This window comes from Vibrio cincinnatiensis DSM 19608 (genome assembly GCF_900167345.1).
Taxonomy (GTDB): domain Bacteria; phylum Pseudomonadota; class Gammaproteobacteria; order Enterobacterales; family Vibrionaceae; genus Vibrio; species Vibrio cincinnatiensis.
In genome coordinates this window covers 309480-327116 of record NZ_FUXB01000001.1, presented here as the reverse complement: position 1 = coordinate 327116, position 17637 = coordinate 309480, and the positions used below count along the sequence as shown (strand labels likewise).

The 17637-nt window shown below is 42.0% G+C and carries 16 protein-coding genes and 1 pseudogene; 3 read left to right on the top strand and 14 right to left on the bottom strand.

What is annotated here, in order from left to right; all coding sequences use genetic code 11:
* Nucleotides 1-148 (bottom strand): annotated as a pseudogene (locus tag B5D54_RS17480) (phage/plasmid replication protein, II/X family); the annotation flags it as partial.
* Nucleotides 149-266: 118 nt separating this feature from the next.
* Between B5D54_RS17480 and B5D54_RS01545 the strand changes: the two are divergent.
* Nucleotides 267-764, top strand: coding sequence for a helix-turn-helix transcriptional regulator (locus tag B5D54_RS01545; RefSeq protein ID WP_242004485.1), 498 nt, complete (start codon nt 267-269; stop codon nt 762-764).
* 568 nt (nt 765-1332) lie between these two features.
* The gene (locus tag B5D54_RS01540; RefSeq protein WP_078924709.1) at nt 1333-2604 is read left to right on the top strand and encodes an O-acetylhomoserine aminocarboxypropyltransferase/cysteine synthase family protein; all 1272 of its coding nucleotides are present in this window, start codon (nt 1333-1335) and stop codon (nt 2602-2604) included.
* Nucleotides 2605-3009: 405 nt separating this feature from the next.
* Here the strand turns inward: B5D54_RS01540 and B5D54_RS01535 are convergent, their stop codons facing one another.
* The 9 genes from B5D54_RS01535 to B5D54_RS01495 form a co-directional block, all read right to left on the bottom strand.
* The gene (locus B5D54_RS01535; protein WP_078924708.1) at nt 3010-3171 is read right to left on the bottom strand and encodes a YoaH family protein; all 162 of its coding nucleotides are present in this window, start codon (nt 3169-3171) and stop codon (nt 3010-3012) included.
* A 41-nt stretch (nt 3172-3212) separates the two neighbouring features.
* Nucleotides 3213-4361 carry a conjugal transfer protein TraF gene (locus tag B5D54_RS01530; RefSeq protein ID WP_078924707.1) on the bottom strand — a complete coding sequence of 383 codons (1149 nt, stop codon included), beginning with the start codon at nt 4359-4361 and terminating at the stop codon, nt 3213-3215.
* A gap of 58 nt (nt 4362-4419) precedes the next feature.
* Nucleotides 4420-5295, bottom strand: a complete 876-nt coding sequence (locus tag B5D54_RS01525; RefSeq protein WP_078924706.1) for a DUF2861 family protein — start codon at nt 5293-5295, stop codon at nt 4420-4422.
* A gap of 1 nt (nt 5296) precedes the next feature.
* Nucleotides 5297-5956: a response regulator transcription factor VxrB gene (gene vxrB, locus B5D54_RS01520; protein ID WP_078924705.1), complete on the bottom strand. Its 660-nt coding sequence runs from the start codon at nt 5954-5956 to the stop codon at nt 5297-5299.
* Complete coding sequence (vxrA, locus tag B5D54_RS01515) at nt 5931-7433, bottom strand: sensor histidine kinase VxrA (protein ID WP_229601136.1); 1503 nt, start codon at nt 7431-7433, stop codon at nt 5931-5933. The genes vxrB and vxrA overlap by 26 nt, the downstream gene beginning before the upstream one ends.
* A gap of 134 nt (nt 7434-7567) precedes the next feature.
* Nucleotides 7568-8944 (bottom strand): Re/Si-specific NAD(P)(+) transhydrogenase subunit beta, encoded by a 1377-nt coding sequence (gene pntB, locus B5D54_RS01510; RefSeq protein WP_078924703.1) that lies wholly within the window; start codon nt 8942-8944, stop codon nt 7568-7570.
* 11 nt (nt 8945-8955) lie between these two features.
* The gene (locus B5D54_RS01505) at nt 8956-10500 is read right to left on the bottom strand and encodes a Re/Si-specific NAD(P)(+) transhydrogenase subunit alpha (protein WP_078924702.1); all 1545 of its coding nucleotides are present in this window, start codon (nt 10498-10500) and stop codon (nt 8956-8958) included.
* 282 nt (nt 10501-10782) lie between these two features.
* Nucleotides 10783-11061: an HlyU family transcriptional regulator gene (locus B5D54_RS01500; protein ID WP_078924701.1), complete on the bottom strand. Its 279-nt coding sequence runs from the start codon at nt 11059-11061 to the stop codon at nt 10783-10785.
* A gap of 2 nt (nt 11062-11063) precedes the next feature.
* Entirely contained in the window at nt 11064-11441 is a 378-nt protein-coding gene (locus tag B5D54_RS01495) for a late competence development ComFB family protein (protein ID WP_078924700.1), read from the bottom strand.
* Nucleotides 11442-11733: 292 nt separating this feature from the next.
* Between B5D54_RS01495 and B5D54_RS01490 the strand changes: the two genes are divergently transcribed.
* Nucleotides 11734-12999, top strand: a complete 1266-nt coding sequence (locus tag B5D54_RS01490) for a GGDEF domain-containing protein (protein ID WP_115173998.1) — start codon at nt 11734-11736, stop codon at nt 12997-12999.
* A 61-nt stretch (nt 13000-13060) separates the two neighbouring features.
* Here the strand turns inward: B5D54_RS01490 and B5D54_RS01485 are convergent, their stop codons facing one another.
* The 4 genes from B5D54_RS01485 to nrdD all read right to left on the bottom strand — a co-directional run bounded on the left by B5D54_RS01485 (nt 13061) and on the right by nrdD (nt 17575).
* On the bottom strand, nt 13061-13702 hold the full coding sequence (locus B5D54_RS01485) for an ATP-dependent zinc protease family protein (protein ID WP_078924699.1): 642 nt from the start codon (nt 13700-13702) through the stop codon (nt 13061-13063).
* Nucleotides 13703-13725: 23 nt separating this feature from the next.
* Entirely contained in the window at nt 13726-14907 is a 1182-nt protein-coding gene (locus B5D54_RS01480) for an amino acid aminotransferase (RefSeq protein ID WP_078924698.1), read from the bottom strand.
* Between the two features lie 75 nt (nt 14908-14982).
* Nucleotides 14983-15450 carry an anaerobic ribonucleoside-triphosphate reductase-activating protein gene (gene nrdG, locus B5D54_RS01475; protein ID WP_078924697.1) on the bottom strand — a complete coding sequence of 156 codons (468 nt, stop codon included), beginning with the start codon at nt 15448-15450 and terminating at the stop codon, nt 14983-14985.
* Between the two features lie 4 nt (nt 15451-15454).
* Nucleotides 15455-17575, bottom strand: a complete 2121-nt coding sequence (nrdD, locus tag B5D54_RS01470; RefSeq protein ID WP_078924724.1) for an anaerobic ribonucleoside-triphosphate reductase — start codon at nt 17573-17575, stop codon at nt 15455-15457.
* Between the last annotated feature and the right edge of the window lie 62 nt (nt 17576-17637).

Sequence of the window (17637 nt, the reverse complement as noted above, 5' to 3'; positions counted from 1 at the left end):
AAGAGCCCTCTAAAACCTTCTGATTAACATTTGGTGGTAACTTCTCTCCAGTTTCCATATCGATGCGCTCAATAACATGCATCCCAACGAATGGTAGCCCACCGTCAGGATAATCTTGTTGCATGAAAAGCTGGTTGATAAAGAACACTAAAAAAACCTGTCAAGTATGATTTTTCATACTTTAAACTATACAAATGCACATGTAAACTCTAGGTGTCAAAAAGTAGATATATAATCAAACAAAAGGATACCTAGGAATGAAAATAATGCTTAAAGATGTACTAAAAGAAATGCGTGAGCGTAAGCAGTTAAAGCAAAGTGAAGTAGCGGAACACGTAGGTGTAACGGCTCAAACTTATATGAAATGGGAAAATGGTAAAAACGAGCCGAAAGCAAGCGATATTAAAAAGCTTGCCGAAATATTATGTGTGAGTGAAACCGAGATATGCAGGGGAGAAAAATTTGATAGTGACATAAGTGAAATACAATTTATGAAAAAAACCGCAAGCATAATGAAAGAGTTAGATGAGGTTACATTCACATTTATCCTATTTGAATTCATCAAAGATAAAAAAGGGTTTATGGAAAAACTGGATAATGAAAGGCCGACAGATGAAATGCTTCTTGAAAAATACATGTACGAAAAAGAAAAGGCCGAGCAATATGCAGAACATATAGCAACGCATGGATATGAAATTGCAGAGCAGCAAAAAAAAGAAGATGAAGAGTCATTCATGAGGTATGAAAGTGAACATAAATTTTAATTGAAAATTCCGGAATTCCGGAGTTAGTTCGGGTGTAACAGGAACCCGAACCGCTTCGCGGTCAAAAAGCAGCACGGCAAGTTATCCACAAATGTCTCAAAATGAGACAAGGGTACATTACATGCGGCTCCCTGCTCTCCTTAATCCTCCTCCTCAGTCTGGTCATCGTCATTCATCGTTTGGTCGCCAAATACACGTCAATAGATAGAAGAACGGCGACCGCTGACTTAATGCAGGTAGGGGAAATTCCGCTTCCTCGTAAATATTCGCGTAGCGAAATTTACTTGCGGCGAGCGGTTGAGGTTAAAAAGCAGGGATTCAAATGCGCATTATGCAAGTTATATTACGGGCTTCGCTTGTTAAGCGATTCTCTTTCCTAAGCATCACGGCCAGCGTTGCACTGGCCGGATTTAGCTAAGTCTTTCGCCCACTCTTAACGGGCTCTCAGGCCAAAAGGCAAACCCTCAACATAACTCATATCCATAATGCGCACTGGTATAGGGAATGATTGACTTACTTTTATCCTCATGCTTTGATGGAAAAACGTTAGATACAACAAGGATATGTAATGAAACGTGAAACTATTGCTTTACATCATGGATACCAACCAGATAACCAAAATGCTGTTGCGATCCCCGTTCACCAAACCACATCATTTAGCTTTGATAATGCTCAACATGCCGCCGATCTATTTGACTTAAAAGTTCAAGGGAATATTTACTCTCGAATTATGAACCCAACGTGTGATGTTCTTGAGCAGCGCATTGCAGCCCTTGAAGGCGGTGTTGGGGCTTTAGCCGTGGCTTCGGGTATGGCGGCTATAACCTATGCGATTCAAACTATTGCTCAAACTGGAGATAATATTGTCTCAATCAGTGAGCTCTATGGTGGAACATATAACTTATTTGCTCATACATTACCAAGACAAGGAATTGAAGTCCGTTTTGCTGATAAAGATAACTTTAATCACATCGCTCAGCTTATTGATGCGAATACTCGTGCTATTTTTTGTGAAAGTATTGGTAACCCATCTGGCAGTATTGTCGATATTCAAGCTTTAGCGGATATTGCTCATCAGCATGGTGTTCCTTTGATTGTTGATAATACGGTTGCAACCCCATTTCTTTTGCGTCCTTTTGAACATGGTGCTGATATCGTCGTACATTCTGCCACCAAATATATTGGTGGGCACGGCACCACTATCGGTGGATTAATTGTTGATTCAGGACAATTTCCATGGGCTGAACATACAGAGCGTTTCCCTTTACTTAACCAACCCGATGTTTCTTATCATGGCGTGAACTATACGCAAGATATTGGTGCTGCTGCCTTTATTGCTCGGGCAAGAGTCGTACCGCTTCGTAACATGGGGGCTGCACTCAGTGCTCAATCGGCATGGAATCTTCTACAAGGGTTAGAAACGTTAGCGCTGCGTATCGAGCGTATTAACCAAAATAGTTTGGCGGTTGCTCAATGGCTCTCCCAGCATCCACAAGTGAGTTGGGTAAAGTATGCAGGTTTACCCACACATAAAGATCATCACCTAGCAGAAAAATATATGCAGGGACAAGCATCGGGGATCTTAAGTTTTGGGATTGTAGGAGGAAGAGATGCCGGTGCCCGCTTCTATGATGCTCTGAAATTAATACTTCGTTTGGTTAATATTGGCGATGCAAAAAGTTGTTCTGCTATTCCAGCCGCAACAACACACCGGCAACTCAATGATGAAGAGTTAAAAGCTGCGGGTGTCTCAGCCGATATGGTCCGACTCTCTATTGGAATTGAACACATCGATGATTTAATTTCAGACCTTGATCAAGCCCTGAAAGCATCACAATAATACTTGGCTTGTTAACCTCGTAAATCAGTTCTTATCATTTAAAGCTCATTAAATGTGACATTGTCACTATATATTAATGAGCTTTTTCTCTACCTCATTTTATGTAAAAGTCTAAACAATTCACCACTAATAAAACTCCTGCTATATCCCGACATCTCTGATTGTTCTTCGTGCGCAATAAGTGACAGCGTTACGTTTTAGCATATTAAACTGGCAAGAATATTGCCATTGTTCATCGTGTAATTTTATTACAACCCCCCTTTCCTTAGTCCGTTCTGATGCGCTTATGGCAGCATTTAATTCTTCCATAAGTATATAAAATAAAAGTAATTTTTAATGGTTTTGCTTTTTTGAGCAAAAAAAAAGAGCGCTTTTAGCGCCCTATTCTTTAGTCTTTTCTGTAGTTTACTCTTTGCTTTGAGAGGCAGTTGTTTGCTTAGCCCGTATTTCTTCGGCAACAACTTTAATGGCTTGTGCTGTACTCATACCTTGTGACATCAATTGTTGAATTTGTTCAACTGCGGCTTGTTGTTCTGCATGGGTTAAGGTTGGTAAATCATCAAACATAAAAAAGGCTCCTATAAAGGAGCCAAACTATAGAGGTTCATTTAGTAACTCGCAAGGAAGTTTACATAGGCTCCCATCGCTTTTTCATTGGTATAACTCGCACCAATATCTAATTGAAATAATCCAAGTGGAGAGAGACCAACACCAGCAGTTACGGTATCTTCTGAATGACTATAAGCTAAGTTTTTGTTATACCCTGCTCTGAGCTTCAGTTGTCTCAGAATGTCCACTTCTCCACCGACTCTGATCATTTGTGTGTCATCCGCAAAATCTTTATAGCGTTTGTCGGTATTCAAATCATAATCAACACTAAGAGAAAAATAATCAGCGACAATCCCTGCCCCCAATGTAATCTGTGGACGAATTTGGTATTCATATTGTGTATTGCCAATACTACGGGTCTGTATGTCTCGACTGACTAAATTACTTGCTGAAAGCCCTAATCGATAAGGGCCATGAAACCATAATGCCCCCGCATCAATATTAAAGGTGGTTTCACCGGTCCCCTCATCTAAAAAATCTTTAAACTCATAGTTGGTAAAGCTGGCTTGATAAACATAGGTATAGATACGTTGTAGCTTGGGACTAATACCAAAGGACATATGTTGTCCTAATACCGTTTGATATTTTGCTAATGATATTCCAACCTCTGTTACGGCGACGGAAACGGCATTGACGGTACTCTTTTGTGCTTTTTCAAGAGTACAACTATCAGCTTCACTGGGATCAGAGCAAGTATTGGCTATCACTGGAGCGGCGAAGGCTTCAACATAAGCTTTGCCAAAAATATTGGCAGAGATATAACGATTCGGAATTCCAAAAGCAACGACCCCTCCTATATTGGCGTTAAGGACACTGCCATCGATATTGTCCATGGCAGCCTGTAGCTCACTCGCTTTTGACAGATCGTTGCTATTGATTAAATCTGCGATATTATCAATGCCTTTAACAAGCTTATCTGGGTCGTTATAGGTTAGGCCAACACTCGGTAATATCATACCCGCATCATCACTACGTCGATAAATAGCAACTATCGCAGGGTTATAAAATGGTGCTGTCAGGTAGTTCGCCGCAACTACCCCTACGCCCCCCATAGCATCACCACGGGCTTCAATGGCATAATTGGCAGAAAAGGCATTTCCTGCTGCCAATGTGGTCGATAACACTAAAAGGTGAATTTTATACTTCATGCTAAATAAACCGTCAGTCTCTTTTTTGTTTTAACGACCTATTCTCTATTAACTTTAGCTATTCCTCTAGTGAAACATTATAGGTTTTACTGATAACTTGAGCCTGCTCAATGGTTATTGCTCCCTGCCAACGTTGATGAGTCATTGATACGGCGAGGACGTAACGATCAGAAGCTAAACTTGTGAGTTCAAGTTCGGTGGGGTAATCCGATTCATAACTTTTCGTCCAGATCTCTTTATACTCACTATCGATATAATCAAAAACGGATACATCCAGTTTTGGCAATGGGCAGTATCGATTGAGTAGTGCATTTTTATCTACTACCCACTTATCTTTGGAGGCCCAACGCACGGTTTGCTTCGCTTTAGGCTCGCCAAAAATCACCCAGGAACTCCAAGATTCTTGATCATTTGCAGTAATATCTAGCCGATATAATCCAATGGGTAGCTTTGTATTTAAGTTGTAGCGTTTAAGATAGGTTCGCCAATCATTCGTGACATTGTCACCTTTTAGGTTAAGTATGACATCCGTAGAAAGTGGCTTCTTAACCCACTTCGTCAACTTAACATCTACCAGTTCTTTGTTTGTTTGTGCTTCAACTAAGACTTGGTAGGCATCCCTCCCCGGACTTTGAATATCGACATTGGTAATGGTGATAGATTTGATCCATTCAGGAAACGGTTTACTCTGTAACCCTTTTCCACAATCAACAGAAAGTGATTGAATTAATAAATCATTCAGATGAGTTTGTATATTTTGGTTCTGTTCAAGTTGCCACACCTCAACCAAAGAAGCAAACATACTCTCGAGATCATTGGTCAGTAAGTTTTGATGGGCTTGAGTTAAAGGGGTGTTTGTTTCAAACCAACCAGTGCTATGAACAAGGAAAGGCACGCTCGCTAACGTGCCTAAGATAAATGCTTTTTTTTGCATATCAGGCTTTCATCTTGTATCCCACACCACGCAACGTTTCAATTTCTAATCCGGGAAGCTTTTGGCGTAGTTGTAGAACATGAGTATCAACCGTTCGTGTTGTTGGGAAATGATTGTATCCCCATACGTGATCCAGAAGTTCATCACGGGTAAAAACACGCCCTAAGTTACTGGCTAAAAAGAGTAACAAATCAAATTCTGTTCGAGTTAGGGTCACAGATTGCCCATGAAAGAAGACTTCTCTCGTCGCTTTATCAATAAGCAAATTGGGAGTCATTACCTTGCTATCATCATGTTCATCACTATCAGGAGAGCGAAGCTGGGCTCGAATTCTGGCAAACAGCTCAGCTTCAGCAAAAGGCTTAGTTAAATAGTCATTGGCTCCTGCATCAAGGCCCGTTACTTTATCTTTGACGGTCACCAGTGCCGTTAATAAGATAACGGGAACCTCTTTGATTTTTTTCCATTCAGCCATATGCTGCACTGAGTCGCCATCTGGTAATTGGCGATCCAAAATCACTAAATCCGCTTTTTCCCAATGTTGTTTTACAGCTGCAATGGTTTCTGCATGTAAACAGTCATATCCTGCTTGCTCCAAGCTAACTAATAAGCCGTCAGCGAGGTTTTTATCATCTTCAACGAGAAGCAATGTCTGTTTCACAGGGTATCTCCAATATAAAAGTGGTTGGTGGTCCAATGAGGGTCATCGAGCCCCCCATCCTCCCAACCATCGATTCTACAATAGTTAAGCCAAGTCCTAAGCCGCTTTTGCTAACAAAGGGCTTGCGTAAATGACGCCAGTCTTTATTTGTCAGTGTTCCTTGGTCTGTCACTTTGATGGTGACAGAATTTGCTTGTGTCAAAACTTCCAATCTTATTGGAGGAATGCCATATTTGACCGCATTGCGGATTAAATTATCCACACAAGTTCCCAGCCAGTAGACATTTAATTTTGCGGCGATATCTTGGTTGATAATAAATTCAATCGGCTCTACAAATTCTTCTTCAACTTTATATTCTAGCCATTCAGCAACGGAAGGCACCCAATCCGTCGCCAGTGGTTTGTTATCTGATTGCAAATAGTCTTTGCTTGCTTCGGCTAACTGCCTTAAACGACGGGAATCTTCGCAGAGTCGGCGAAACTCATCGTATACGGATTCTGGCAAACGTTCAAACTCACGTCGAAAACCTTCAACCGTTAACGACAAGCTGGCAATCGGAGTTCTCAGCTCATGAGTGAGAATCTGTAAAATGAGCATCCGACTTTTCATATCTTGTCGTTTGGAATTCCATCGGTAAATAGACCAGCCGATCACCAGTAGGATATTGGCAATCACCAAGATCACCATACTAATACGTAAGAGATCAGAGTGATCTTCTATGTCCCAGCATAAATTGCCCCGCTGTACAAAACAGGAGCTATCATTACTGGCTAAGGTAAAAGACAATCCGGCCTTACTTACATTCTGTAGCCAGATGCTTTCTTCGAATAGGTAGTACTTGTCCCCTTTTCTAAGCCAAAACAGAGCTCCATCACTGAACATCACGGCGCCTGAAATCAAGGCGCTCATCGTTTCTTCATCCATGATTTGCAGCCGTCCAAGTAGACTCTCTTCTGGGGCTTTTGGACGTTCTTGAATATGCATAAATGATTCAAGTTCAGCAAACATGTCAGGATAAGATTCCACATAACGAGCAGCATAAGTTCCACCGCCAGGGTGAATGAGTGCGCTTCGAGAAAACCAACGTATCGGCAACTTTGTACCTTTACATAGTGCTCGAGTAAAAACCAACGGTTCCGTCACCAAAGGGTTCAACGGTAAATTACCTGAACAATTTTCAGCTAATCGATACAGTAACTGTATATCCTTTAGCGGATAAGCTGATGTTTGCGGTAACATCGTTTCGTGAATCAAGAGCCGTGTGGGGTACTCTTTCTGGATGCTACGAATGTCATAAGTGACGACCGCCGTTTGGTAATCAAACGATGAAACAAACTGATCGATCCGCTCTGGTAACGAATCGGCATAAACCGAAAAGACGGAGATGCTCGCCCATAAAAAAATAAGGGGGCGACGAATAGTGATCGCCAATGTTAATGCTCGTTTGATCATAAAACCCCAAAAATGGAGATTAATTATCTGATGGATATAACGTGCTCTTGTTATATCACTGTCAATAATAGACAGAGCTAACGTCAAAAAAGATTAGGCCATGTCTAAAATGAATAAAGCCAGCAGATGCTGGCTTTATTCGAACCTAAGGCAGAAGATTACAATGCTTTAGATATGGAGTCTACACTCTCTTTTGCATCACCAAAGAGCATATAGGTGTTTTCTTTAAAGAACAGAGGGTTTTGTACTCCAGCATAACCCGTGTTCATTGAACGTTTAAAGACAATCACATTTTTAGCATGCCAAACTTCTAAAACAGGCATACCTGCAATTGGGCTGTTCGGATCTTCGAGTGCAGCGGGGTTAACGGTATCATTTGCCCCAATAACTAAAACGGTATCGGTCTCAGCAAAGTCATCATTGATCTCATCCATTTCGAGCACGATATCATAAGGCACTTTGGCTTCTGCAAGTAGCACGTTCATGTGACCCGGTAACCGACCAGCCACAGGATGGATACCAAAGCGGACTTTCACCCCATGCGCACGGAGTTTTTCTGTAATTTCATGAACTGGGTATTGTGCTTGAGCCACTGCCATTCCGTATCCTGGAGTGATGACTACCGAGTTTGAGTTTTTCAGTAGATCCGCAACATCCTCTGCACTCATCTCACGGTATTCACCTTGCTCTTCATCCGCGTTAATCACGATCTCTTGGCCAAAACCGCCCGCAATCACACTGATAAAAGAACGGTTCATTGCTTTACACATGATATAAGACAGAATCGCACCTGAAGAACCAACTAATGCCCCAGTCACGATCAAGAGATCGTTAGCCAGCATAAATCCTGCGGCAGCAGCGGCCCAACCGGAGTAAGAGTTCAACATGGAAACCACCACTGGCATATCTGCACCACCAATAGAAGCCACTAAATGATAACCAAAGACCAAAGCAATAGCGGTCATCACAATCAAGGGGAAAAGTCCCCCATCGGTATTCAAGAAATTAACCAGTAAGAAGCCTGATACAACCAGTGCCGCAAGGTTTAACTTATGTTTGTGTGGCAAATTAAGCGGTGATGAACTAATCGTTCCCCGTAATTTACCAAAAGCAACGATAGAACCCGTAAAGGTTACCGCACCAATAAAGACACCCAGAAAAACTTCGACAAGGTGAATCACATGTTCAGCATGAGTGGCCACCAGAGGGGCATCAAGTAGGCTATTATAGCCCACCAATACCGCCGCCATACCAACAAAGCTGTGCAACATGGCAACCAGCTCCGGCATTTGGGTCATTTCCACTTTCTTCGCTAAGTGGATACCAATTGCCGCTCCAATGACCATGGCTAGTAAAATCCAACTGAGCCCTTGAGCATCTGGGCTGAAAATAGTCGCAAGTAAGGCTATTGCCATCCCCGCAATACCATAGTAGTTCCCTGCTCTTGCTGATTCTTGTTTTGATAAACCAGCCAAACTCAAAATAAAAAATAGAGCAGCAACAATATAAGCCGCGTGTACTAATCCTGCAGACATTGTGAACTCCCTTAGTCTTTACGGAACATTTCAAGCATACGTTTGGTTACCGTAAAGCCACCAAAGATGTTGATACTTGCAATTAAAACAGCAATGAATGCCAAGGCGGTAACAACCCCATTTCCTTGCCCTATTTGTAATAATGCTCCAACAACAATAATACCGGAGATAGCATTTGTAACAGACATGAGTGGAGTATGCAGAGCATGTGTTACGTTCCAAACCACGTAATATCCGACCACACAAGCCAGAACAAACACGGTGAAATGCCCTAAAAATGCAGCAGGGGCAACAGAAGCAACCCAAGCAAAGGCTCCAACACCTATGGCAAGCCCAAGAAATTTCTTGATGGGTGATGTCGGTTCAGGCTTCGCTTTTTCTACTACAGGTTTCGCCGGTGCTTGTTGAGGCTGGGCTGAAACTTGGATTGGCGGCGCAGGCCATGTGATTTCACCTTGTTTTATAACCGTAACACCACGTAATACCACATCATCAAAGTCGATATGAATATTCCCGTCTTTTTCTTTGCAAAGCAGTTTAAGCAAATTGACTAAGTTTGTGGCATAAAGCTGTGAAGATTGCGTTGGTAAACGTCCAACCATGTCGGTGTAACCAATCACTTTGACACCATTTTCCGTCACAAAGACTTGGTCTTTTACGGTATATTCACAGTTACCGCCATTAGCTGCTGCTAAATCAACAATCACGCTACCGGCTTTCATACTATCGACCATTGCTTTAGTAATCAGTTTAGGAGCCGGTTTCCCAGGGATTAGTGCTGTGGTAATGATAATATCGACATCTTTTGCTTGTTCCGCATAAAGCTCTGCGGCTTTACGGTTGAAATCGTCGGACATTTCTTTAGCATAACCATCGCCAGAGCCTGCGGTTTCTTGATAGTCAACTTCTAAAAAGTCAGCGCCCATAGACTGTACTTGTTCTTTGACTTCTGGACGGACGTCAAAAGCACGTACGATGGCCCCTAAACTTCCCGCAGCCCCAATGGCTGCTAGGCCTGCAACGCCAGCACCAGCAACAAAGACTTTTGCAGGCGGCACTTTTCCGGCGGCGGTAATTTGCCCAGTAAAGAAACGACCAAATTCATGGGCAGCTTCAACTACCGCTCGATAGCCAGCAATGTTTGCCATTGAAGAGAGAGCATCTAAGGCTTGAGCTCGAGAAATTCGAGGAACACAATCCATAGCAAGTACATTAATATTCTTGCGTGAAAGCTTTTCCATGAGCTCAGCTTGCTGCGCTGGCCAGATAAAGCTAATCAGTGTGGCTCCATCCTTGAGCAAAGAAATTTCGTCAATATCATCATCACTAACAGGGGCGTTTACTTTTAAAATCAGTTCTGAATTCCAGACTTGCTCTTTATCCGCAATTGTCGCTCCAGCCGCTTGAAAAGCGGAATCTTCAAAACTTGCTAAAATACCTGCTTGAGATTCAATGACGACCTCAAAACCTAGTTTTACTAACTGTTCAACCGATGAGGGTGAAGCAGCGACTCGCGTTTCTCCTGCGAGTATTTCTTTTGGTACACCAATTTGCATAGCAGTTCCTTGACTATTGGCACAATGATTCATCTATTCTTATCCGTTTACCCTAAAAATCTGATGACATAAATAACCTTAAGATCAGTATTTATTGGGAGAATGACTTGAATTTGCTGTTTTTAAACATCTCACGTGTATGAAGTCAGATAAGATAGCAAATCTACACAAGTCGTAACAGAGAAAAACAGGTTGTTGCAAAGTACGCAAATATATAAAAGAACCGTAAGCATATCGTCTTATGGCTCTTTTATTTATGATTTTTGTCAATAGCTTGGCGAATTATTCAAAGATCTGACCACTCATTTGGTCAATGTAGAGCTGTGCTTTCTTTAACATGAGTTCTTTGGCTTCCGTCTCTGAGGAAAGAAGATCGGAACGAATAAAGCGGTGCTCTTTCCTTTCCCCTTCTACTTCTTGAGTAATTCGGCCAGCAACACGAAATTGCCCCTGCTCATTAATCGGTTCCTGATAGATAAAAAAACCTTTGTATTCAACTGGCTGAGCCTCTTGCACTCTTTTTTTTGATTGGCCGCCAAACAGACGCGAAAATAATCCCACAACTACTCCTTTTCCATCATTTTATTGCCCATAATCGGCGTTTCATACCATTCTAAAGCGGCTTCTTCATCGATAATACGTTTTCCATATACAACCGGAGCTATTGTGTCTCGTTCGGTCCGGCGATCATCAATGATCATCGATTCAGCCGCTTCCACCGCCGTCATTGCCCGCTGTTTTAATACCACTAAACGCTCTTCTGGTAGTGAAGATAAAAAATCGATATCAAACCGAATATAAATCGGCCGAATTTGATTTAAAGCTAAACAAGCTAAATCGGCCAATTGATCATTATTATACTGTGAGACATAGTGATCTTGGGCGAGCACTTGCCCAACTAATGTTTCCATATAATTATGGACTTCCATGTTCAGTTGCATCTCTGAACTCCTCATTATTGTATAGTAAACAAAACGACTTTATCTCACTTGTGATACAGAAAGCCTGTTACACTGAGGTAAGAAGGTGAGTAATGAAAACTAATATTGGCTCTTTGCGCTAAAACGCCTGAACTCAAACGAAAGTGTTATTTTTGCGTTTAGTTTAGCAAAAGCTTGGCAATTGATGAAATCAACGTATCCTTATATTTCACGAGATAACGTCATTTATCTCTTTTCATAGCGTTTAATTTTTATCTCAACGTAATCACAGTAAATGGTTTATAAATAAAACATGTTAACGGGTTTTACCTCCTCGTCTTGGTTTCGTTTTGCTTTTCCTATTCTCTTACTGATCACAGTATGGGCAGGAATGAATAACGTGATTCTCATCAGTCGAACTAATAGTGGTTTTGCAGAAACATTGCCTTATGTGCTTTTCTCTGCCGCTATTGCAGTGGCGCATCTCTTTAAACAGAGCCGTATTGCGATGATTGCTTTCAGTATGCTACTCAGCTACTGGGTTATTCAATCTCGTTTACAAATGCCATTTGTCACCAGTTCAGCAATCCTTGAACTGTCTCTCTTAGCGATATTACTTCCTATTGCCTGCCTGATTGGTTATGCATTCAATAATGAAGGGTTAATCAGTAAAGGGGTTGCTCTTTATCTTGGTATATTAGCGTTTTTTACTCTATGGAGTGGCTTGATGGTCGTGCACTTCGATTCTGAAGGCTTTAATGGCTTAAATGAAGGGCTGCTTTATTCAGAACCTAAACTCTCTCGATTACCGATCATTGTGATTCTTTATCTTGTCTGTTTAGTGGGTATCTGCGGAATATTATTATTGACGAGAAACCGTTTGATGGATGCGGTGACCTATTCCTCTGTCTTATTAATCGCTAATACGTTTATTTTTTTCCATGTCCCTTACCTTTCTAGCACGATGTTTTCATTGGCAGGGTTGATCCTACTTTTATATCTACTTTCCGTTGGCCATGAATTAGCATTTAAAGATCGTCTCACACAGTTACCGGGGCGCTACGCTTTAGATCTTGATCTACCAAGGTTAGGCAAAAAATTTACCATAGCGATGTTAGACATTGATCACTTTAAAAACTTCAATGATAGCTTTGGCCATGATACGGGCGATGATGTTCTCAAGTTGGTCGCCAGCCGGTTAAGACATCTTCCTGCTAAAGGTCATGCCTATCGTTATGGTGGAGAAGAATTTACCATTTTGTTTAAAGGAAAAAATGTGGCTCAAGCACAAGAATCGCTTGAATGGTTACGCCGTGATATTGAGCAATATGATCTTGTGGTACGTAATGTCAGTGAGCGCCCTAAAAGCCAACGTGCAGGGGTAAAGCAACGAGTGAATGAGAAAAAAATGCCGGTAAACATCACCGTGAGTATTGGTATATGCGATAGCTCTGTTGAGCAAGATCCCAAACGAGCATTAAAGTTGGCAGATGAAGCCTTATATCAGGCAAAACATTCGGGAAGAAACTGTATTAGACAAGCCCCTTCTCTTACCGTTGTTGGGTCTTGTTCTTATTAATAAATGGGTTAGAAATACAAATCCCTCCTTGTATCGAGGAGGGATTTTCATTGAAAACGATTCAATTTTGTTGTTTTTCTTGAACGTATTGCTGGCTTACATCAACAATAGCCACATCTTTGAAAAAGCTTCTTCCTAATAAAATTGGAAAGGTTAAGTGGGTTCGGTTGGCGAGTGTAAATTCTGTTTTCTCCTTTAATTCACCAATTTGAATCCACGCGACCACAACAGGGCGTCGGTGCCCTCCTTCGCTAGCTGATTGTCGGATATGAACCCACCGCTCAACCGGAAGATTAATTTCACCACTTTGAATACCATCATGTTCAATGCGAAATTTAACCCAGTCTTTCCCATCTCGTTCAAATGGAACAATATCAACAGCGCTGATGGATGAGGTTGTCGCACCAGTATCAATTCTTGCTCGGAAATGTTCCTGCAACGCAGGAACATACACCCACTCTTTCTCACCAAGAATTAGCTTTCCATCTGAGGTTTTGGTCGACGCTAACACAACCACCGTTTGCTCTGTAGATTGAGGTTCTGAATTCGGTGTCCCCTCATCCTTCACCTGAGCCCCATCTTCATTTGAAATTTGGGCTTGTTCAACAGGCGCTAATGTCTGTTGCTCGGTAGGCATAAGGCTACACGCACTTAAACCTCCTGAAAGCATAAACGGGATAAGGATTTTCCATTGTGATTTCATTCATTCACCTAATCAAACTGCAGTTAAGATACCTTGACTATTGCTTCTGCCACATAAGGAATGTCTTTTTCTGTTAAACCTGCGATGTTAATACGGCCATCTGCAACGCCATAGATTGCAAATTCTTCTCGCAAATGATGCATCTGCTCAGCACTAAACCCAAGCACAGTAAACATCCCTTTGTGGTTTTCGATAAAGTCGAATTGTGCCGTATTATGTTGATTTCTCAACTCATTACATAAGGTTTGACGAAGGCTTAACAAACGATGTTGCATTTCGTTGAGTTCTTGTTTCCAAATCGAGGTTAATGCCTCGCTCTGTAACACGGTTTTTACTAATGCAGCGCCGTGAGCTGGTGGCATGGTGTAGGTCGAACGCGCTAAGGTCAGCATCTTACCTCGTGCATTGGCAACCTCTTGTGCATTTTTTCCCAGGACAATAGCTGCGCCAGTTCTTTCTCGATACAAACCAAAGTTTTTAGAACAGGAGGTCGTGATCAGCATTTCCTCAACTTGCGCCGCCATATGGCGTAGCCCTTTCGCATCCTCTTCTAAACCACCACCAAATCCCTGATAAGCAATATCGACAAATGGAGTAAAGCCTTGTTTGAGTGCTAGCTCTGTTATGGCTTGCCAAGCAGAGAAATCAATATCAGCCCCGGTAGGGTTATGGCAACAACCATGCAGTAACACCACATCTTTTGGCCCCGCCTGAGATAAATCATCCAGCATGCGTTCAACATCAACCATTTTGCTCTGTGAGCTAAAATAAGCATAGTATTTAACCTTTAACCCTGCTGCTTCCATCACGGGTTTGTGGTTAATATAACTAGGGTTGGTTAACCAAACGGTGGTTTCCGGCTGAGCGACCCGCATTAAGTCACCAAGCATACGTAAAGCACCGCTGGCGCCCGGTGTTTGAATGGCGGTGAGCCGATCAAATACAGGTGTTTCACCCAATACCAGCTTAGCAATACTCTGGTTAAACTCTTCACAGCCTGCTAATCCGACATACGATTTGGTGGTTTGTGTTTCGACAACCCATTTTTGTGCTTGCTGCACAGCTTGCATGATTGGGGTTTCACCTTGGCTATTTTTATATACGCCAATCCCAAGATCGACTTTTTCTGGACGAGGATCTTGGCGAAACGCCACGGAAAGGGAAAGAATAGGATCTAACGCTGGTGTTGATAAATGAGAAAGCATGAAAGTCACAACCCTTTGAAATTCAAGTAATGACTTTCAAGTAAACACTAGATAAGAAAAAATCGAAAGTGATTTTTACAATTTGAAGCGATGAATCACTTGATTACTGCTCCCCCGCCAATCCAAACTGGGATCCGCCAGTGATTGTTCAAACTTACCATCCACTAAGACATCTACATAATCAATGAGTTGACGTTGCTGTTCATCGAGTTCGTGTAAACAATAACCGGTCCATAACCAAATATCTTTACCGACACATTCCTGTTTCACTCGCTGAACCAACTGCAAGACTGCCGACACATTTTGTGGGTGCAAAGGATCGCCACCAGAGAGTGACAAACCTCTTCTAGGAATCCGCGTATCATTGAGATCAGCGATAATTTTATCTTCCATTTCAGAGGTAAAAGGGTGTCCTGAATCTAATGGCCAAGTGCTTTTATTATAGCAACCACGACATTGATGAAGGCAACCGGAAACGAACAAAGTGCAGCGTGTTCCCGGGCCATTTACCACATCAATCGGGTAGTATTGGTGATAATTCATAAGACTATAGATGTTTTACTCGACGTTTAACTTCTTCTTGCTTACCAAAGTTAAACGGACGAGCATCTGGACTGCCTAAATAGCCACAAACTCGACGCGTCACTGAAACTTTTGAAGAGTCATGGTTACCACATTTAGGGCATACGAATCCTTTACTTGTGCAATCAAATTCACCAGTAAATCCACACTCATAGCATTCATCAATCGGGGTATTGGTTCCGTAGTATGGCACTCGGGTATAGCTGTAATCCCATACATTCTCTAAAGCTTCAACATTACGCTGCATATTGGGAAATTCCCCATAGCAGATAAAACCACCACTAGAGAGCGGCGGATATGGCATCTCAAAATCTATTTTATCGTAAGGGTTAACTTTCTTTTCAACATCTAAATGGAAGCTGTTGGTGTAATACCCTTTATCCGTTACTCCATGAATCACGCCAAACTCTTTGGTATCAATACGGCAAAAACGACTGCATAGGTTTTCACTCGGAGTTCCGTACAGGCTAAAAGCATAGCCAGTTTCTTCTTTCCATTGATCCACTGCGGAGCGAAGTTTGCCAATGATATTTAAGGCATGTTGACGTAGCTCAGCACTGTCATAAACATGCTGTTCTTGGCCAAATAAAGCATTCACGGTTTCATGAACGCCAATGTAACCCAGCGAAATAGAGGCCCGACCATGTTTGAAAATTTGTGCAATAGAATCATCGGCTTTTAAGCGAACACCACAAGCCCCTTCCATGTATAAGATAGGCGCGACACGGGCTTTCACATTTTCTAAACGGCTAATCCGAGTTTCTAACGCTCGACGTGCTAGCTTCAATTTTGTATCTAATAGACGGTAGAAAGTATCGAGGTTCCCTTTTGCTTTTAATGCAATGCGCGGTAAGTTTAAGCTTACAACGCCAAGGTTATTACGACCTTCATGAACTAATTCACCGTGTTCTTCATACGGGTTTAAGAAACTGCGGCACCCCATCGGCGTTTTAAATGACCCTGTCACTTCTACCACTTTGTCATAGTTGAGAATATCTGGGTACATACGCTTAGATGCACATTCTAAAGCCAATTGTTTAATATCGTAGTTTGGTTCACCCACTTTATGGTTTAACCCATCTTTAATAGCAAACACGAGCTTAGGGAATACCGCTGTTTTACGATTTTTACCAAGCCCTGCAATTCGATTTTTTAAGATTGATTGCTGAATTAAACGAGCTTCCCAACTGGTTCCTAAACCAAACCCAAAGGTAACAAAGGGGGTTTGCCCATTGGCGGTATGCAAAGTATTGACTTCGTATTCTAAAGATTGAAATGCGTCGTAACACTCTTTTTCAGTGCGAGCCATAGCAAAGGCTTGAGGATCGGCAATCGCCCATTCTTGAGCAATAGCTAAGTGTTTGTCATAGCTAGAAGTAACATAAGGAGAGAGGACTTCATCAATGCGGTTAATCGTTGTTCCACCATAAATATGGCTGGCCACTTGTGCAATGATCTGGGCTGTAACCGCCGTGGCTGTAGAGATAGATTTAGGTGTGTCAATCTCGGCATTACCCATTTTAAATCCATGAGTCAACATGCCTTTTAGATCAATCAACATACAGTTGAACATCGGGAAGAAGGGGGCGTAATCAAGGTCATGATAGTGGATATCCCCTTCTTCGTGAGCCTGAACAATATCACGAGGAAGAATGCGTGTTTTCGCATAGTGTTTAGCAACAATACCTGCTAATAAATCACGCTGAGTTGGGATAACTTTACCATCTTTATTGGCATTCTCATTGAGAAGATCGGCATTGCTTTCTTGGATCAATCCCTCGATCTCTTTCGTCAATGTGCTTTGCTTTTCTCGGGCTATGTCACGATCATGGCGATATTCAATGTATGAACGAGCTAATGCTTTATAAGGGCCTTGCATTAGCTCGTTCTCTACTAGAGTTTGGATCTCAGCAATATGGACTTGTTCATAGGTTTTCAGCTTCAACTCGACCGCCAAAGCGACATTAAGGGCGTAAATAGCAATGTCACTCGTTACTTGATCGGCGGCGCTTTCTACGGCTGATTGAATGCGATCTCTGCTAAACGGGGCTTTTGAGCCATCACGTTTGATTACTATTGGTTTCACCATTTCTCCTTACCCAGCATATTCACAGAATTATCCACAAACACACTATATAGGGTTTTATA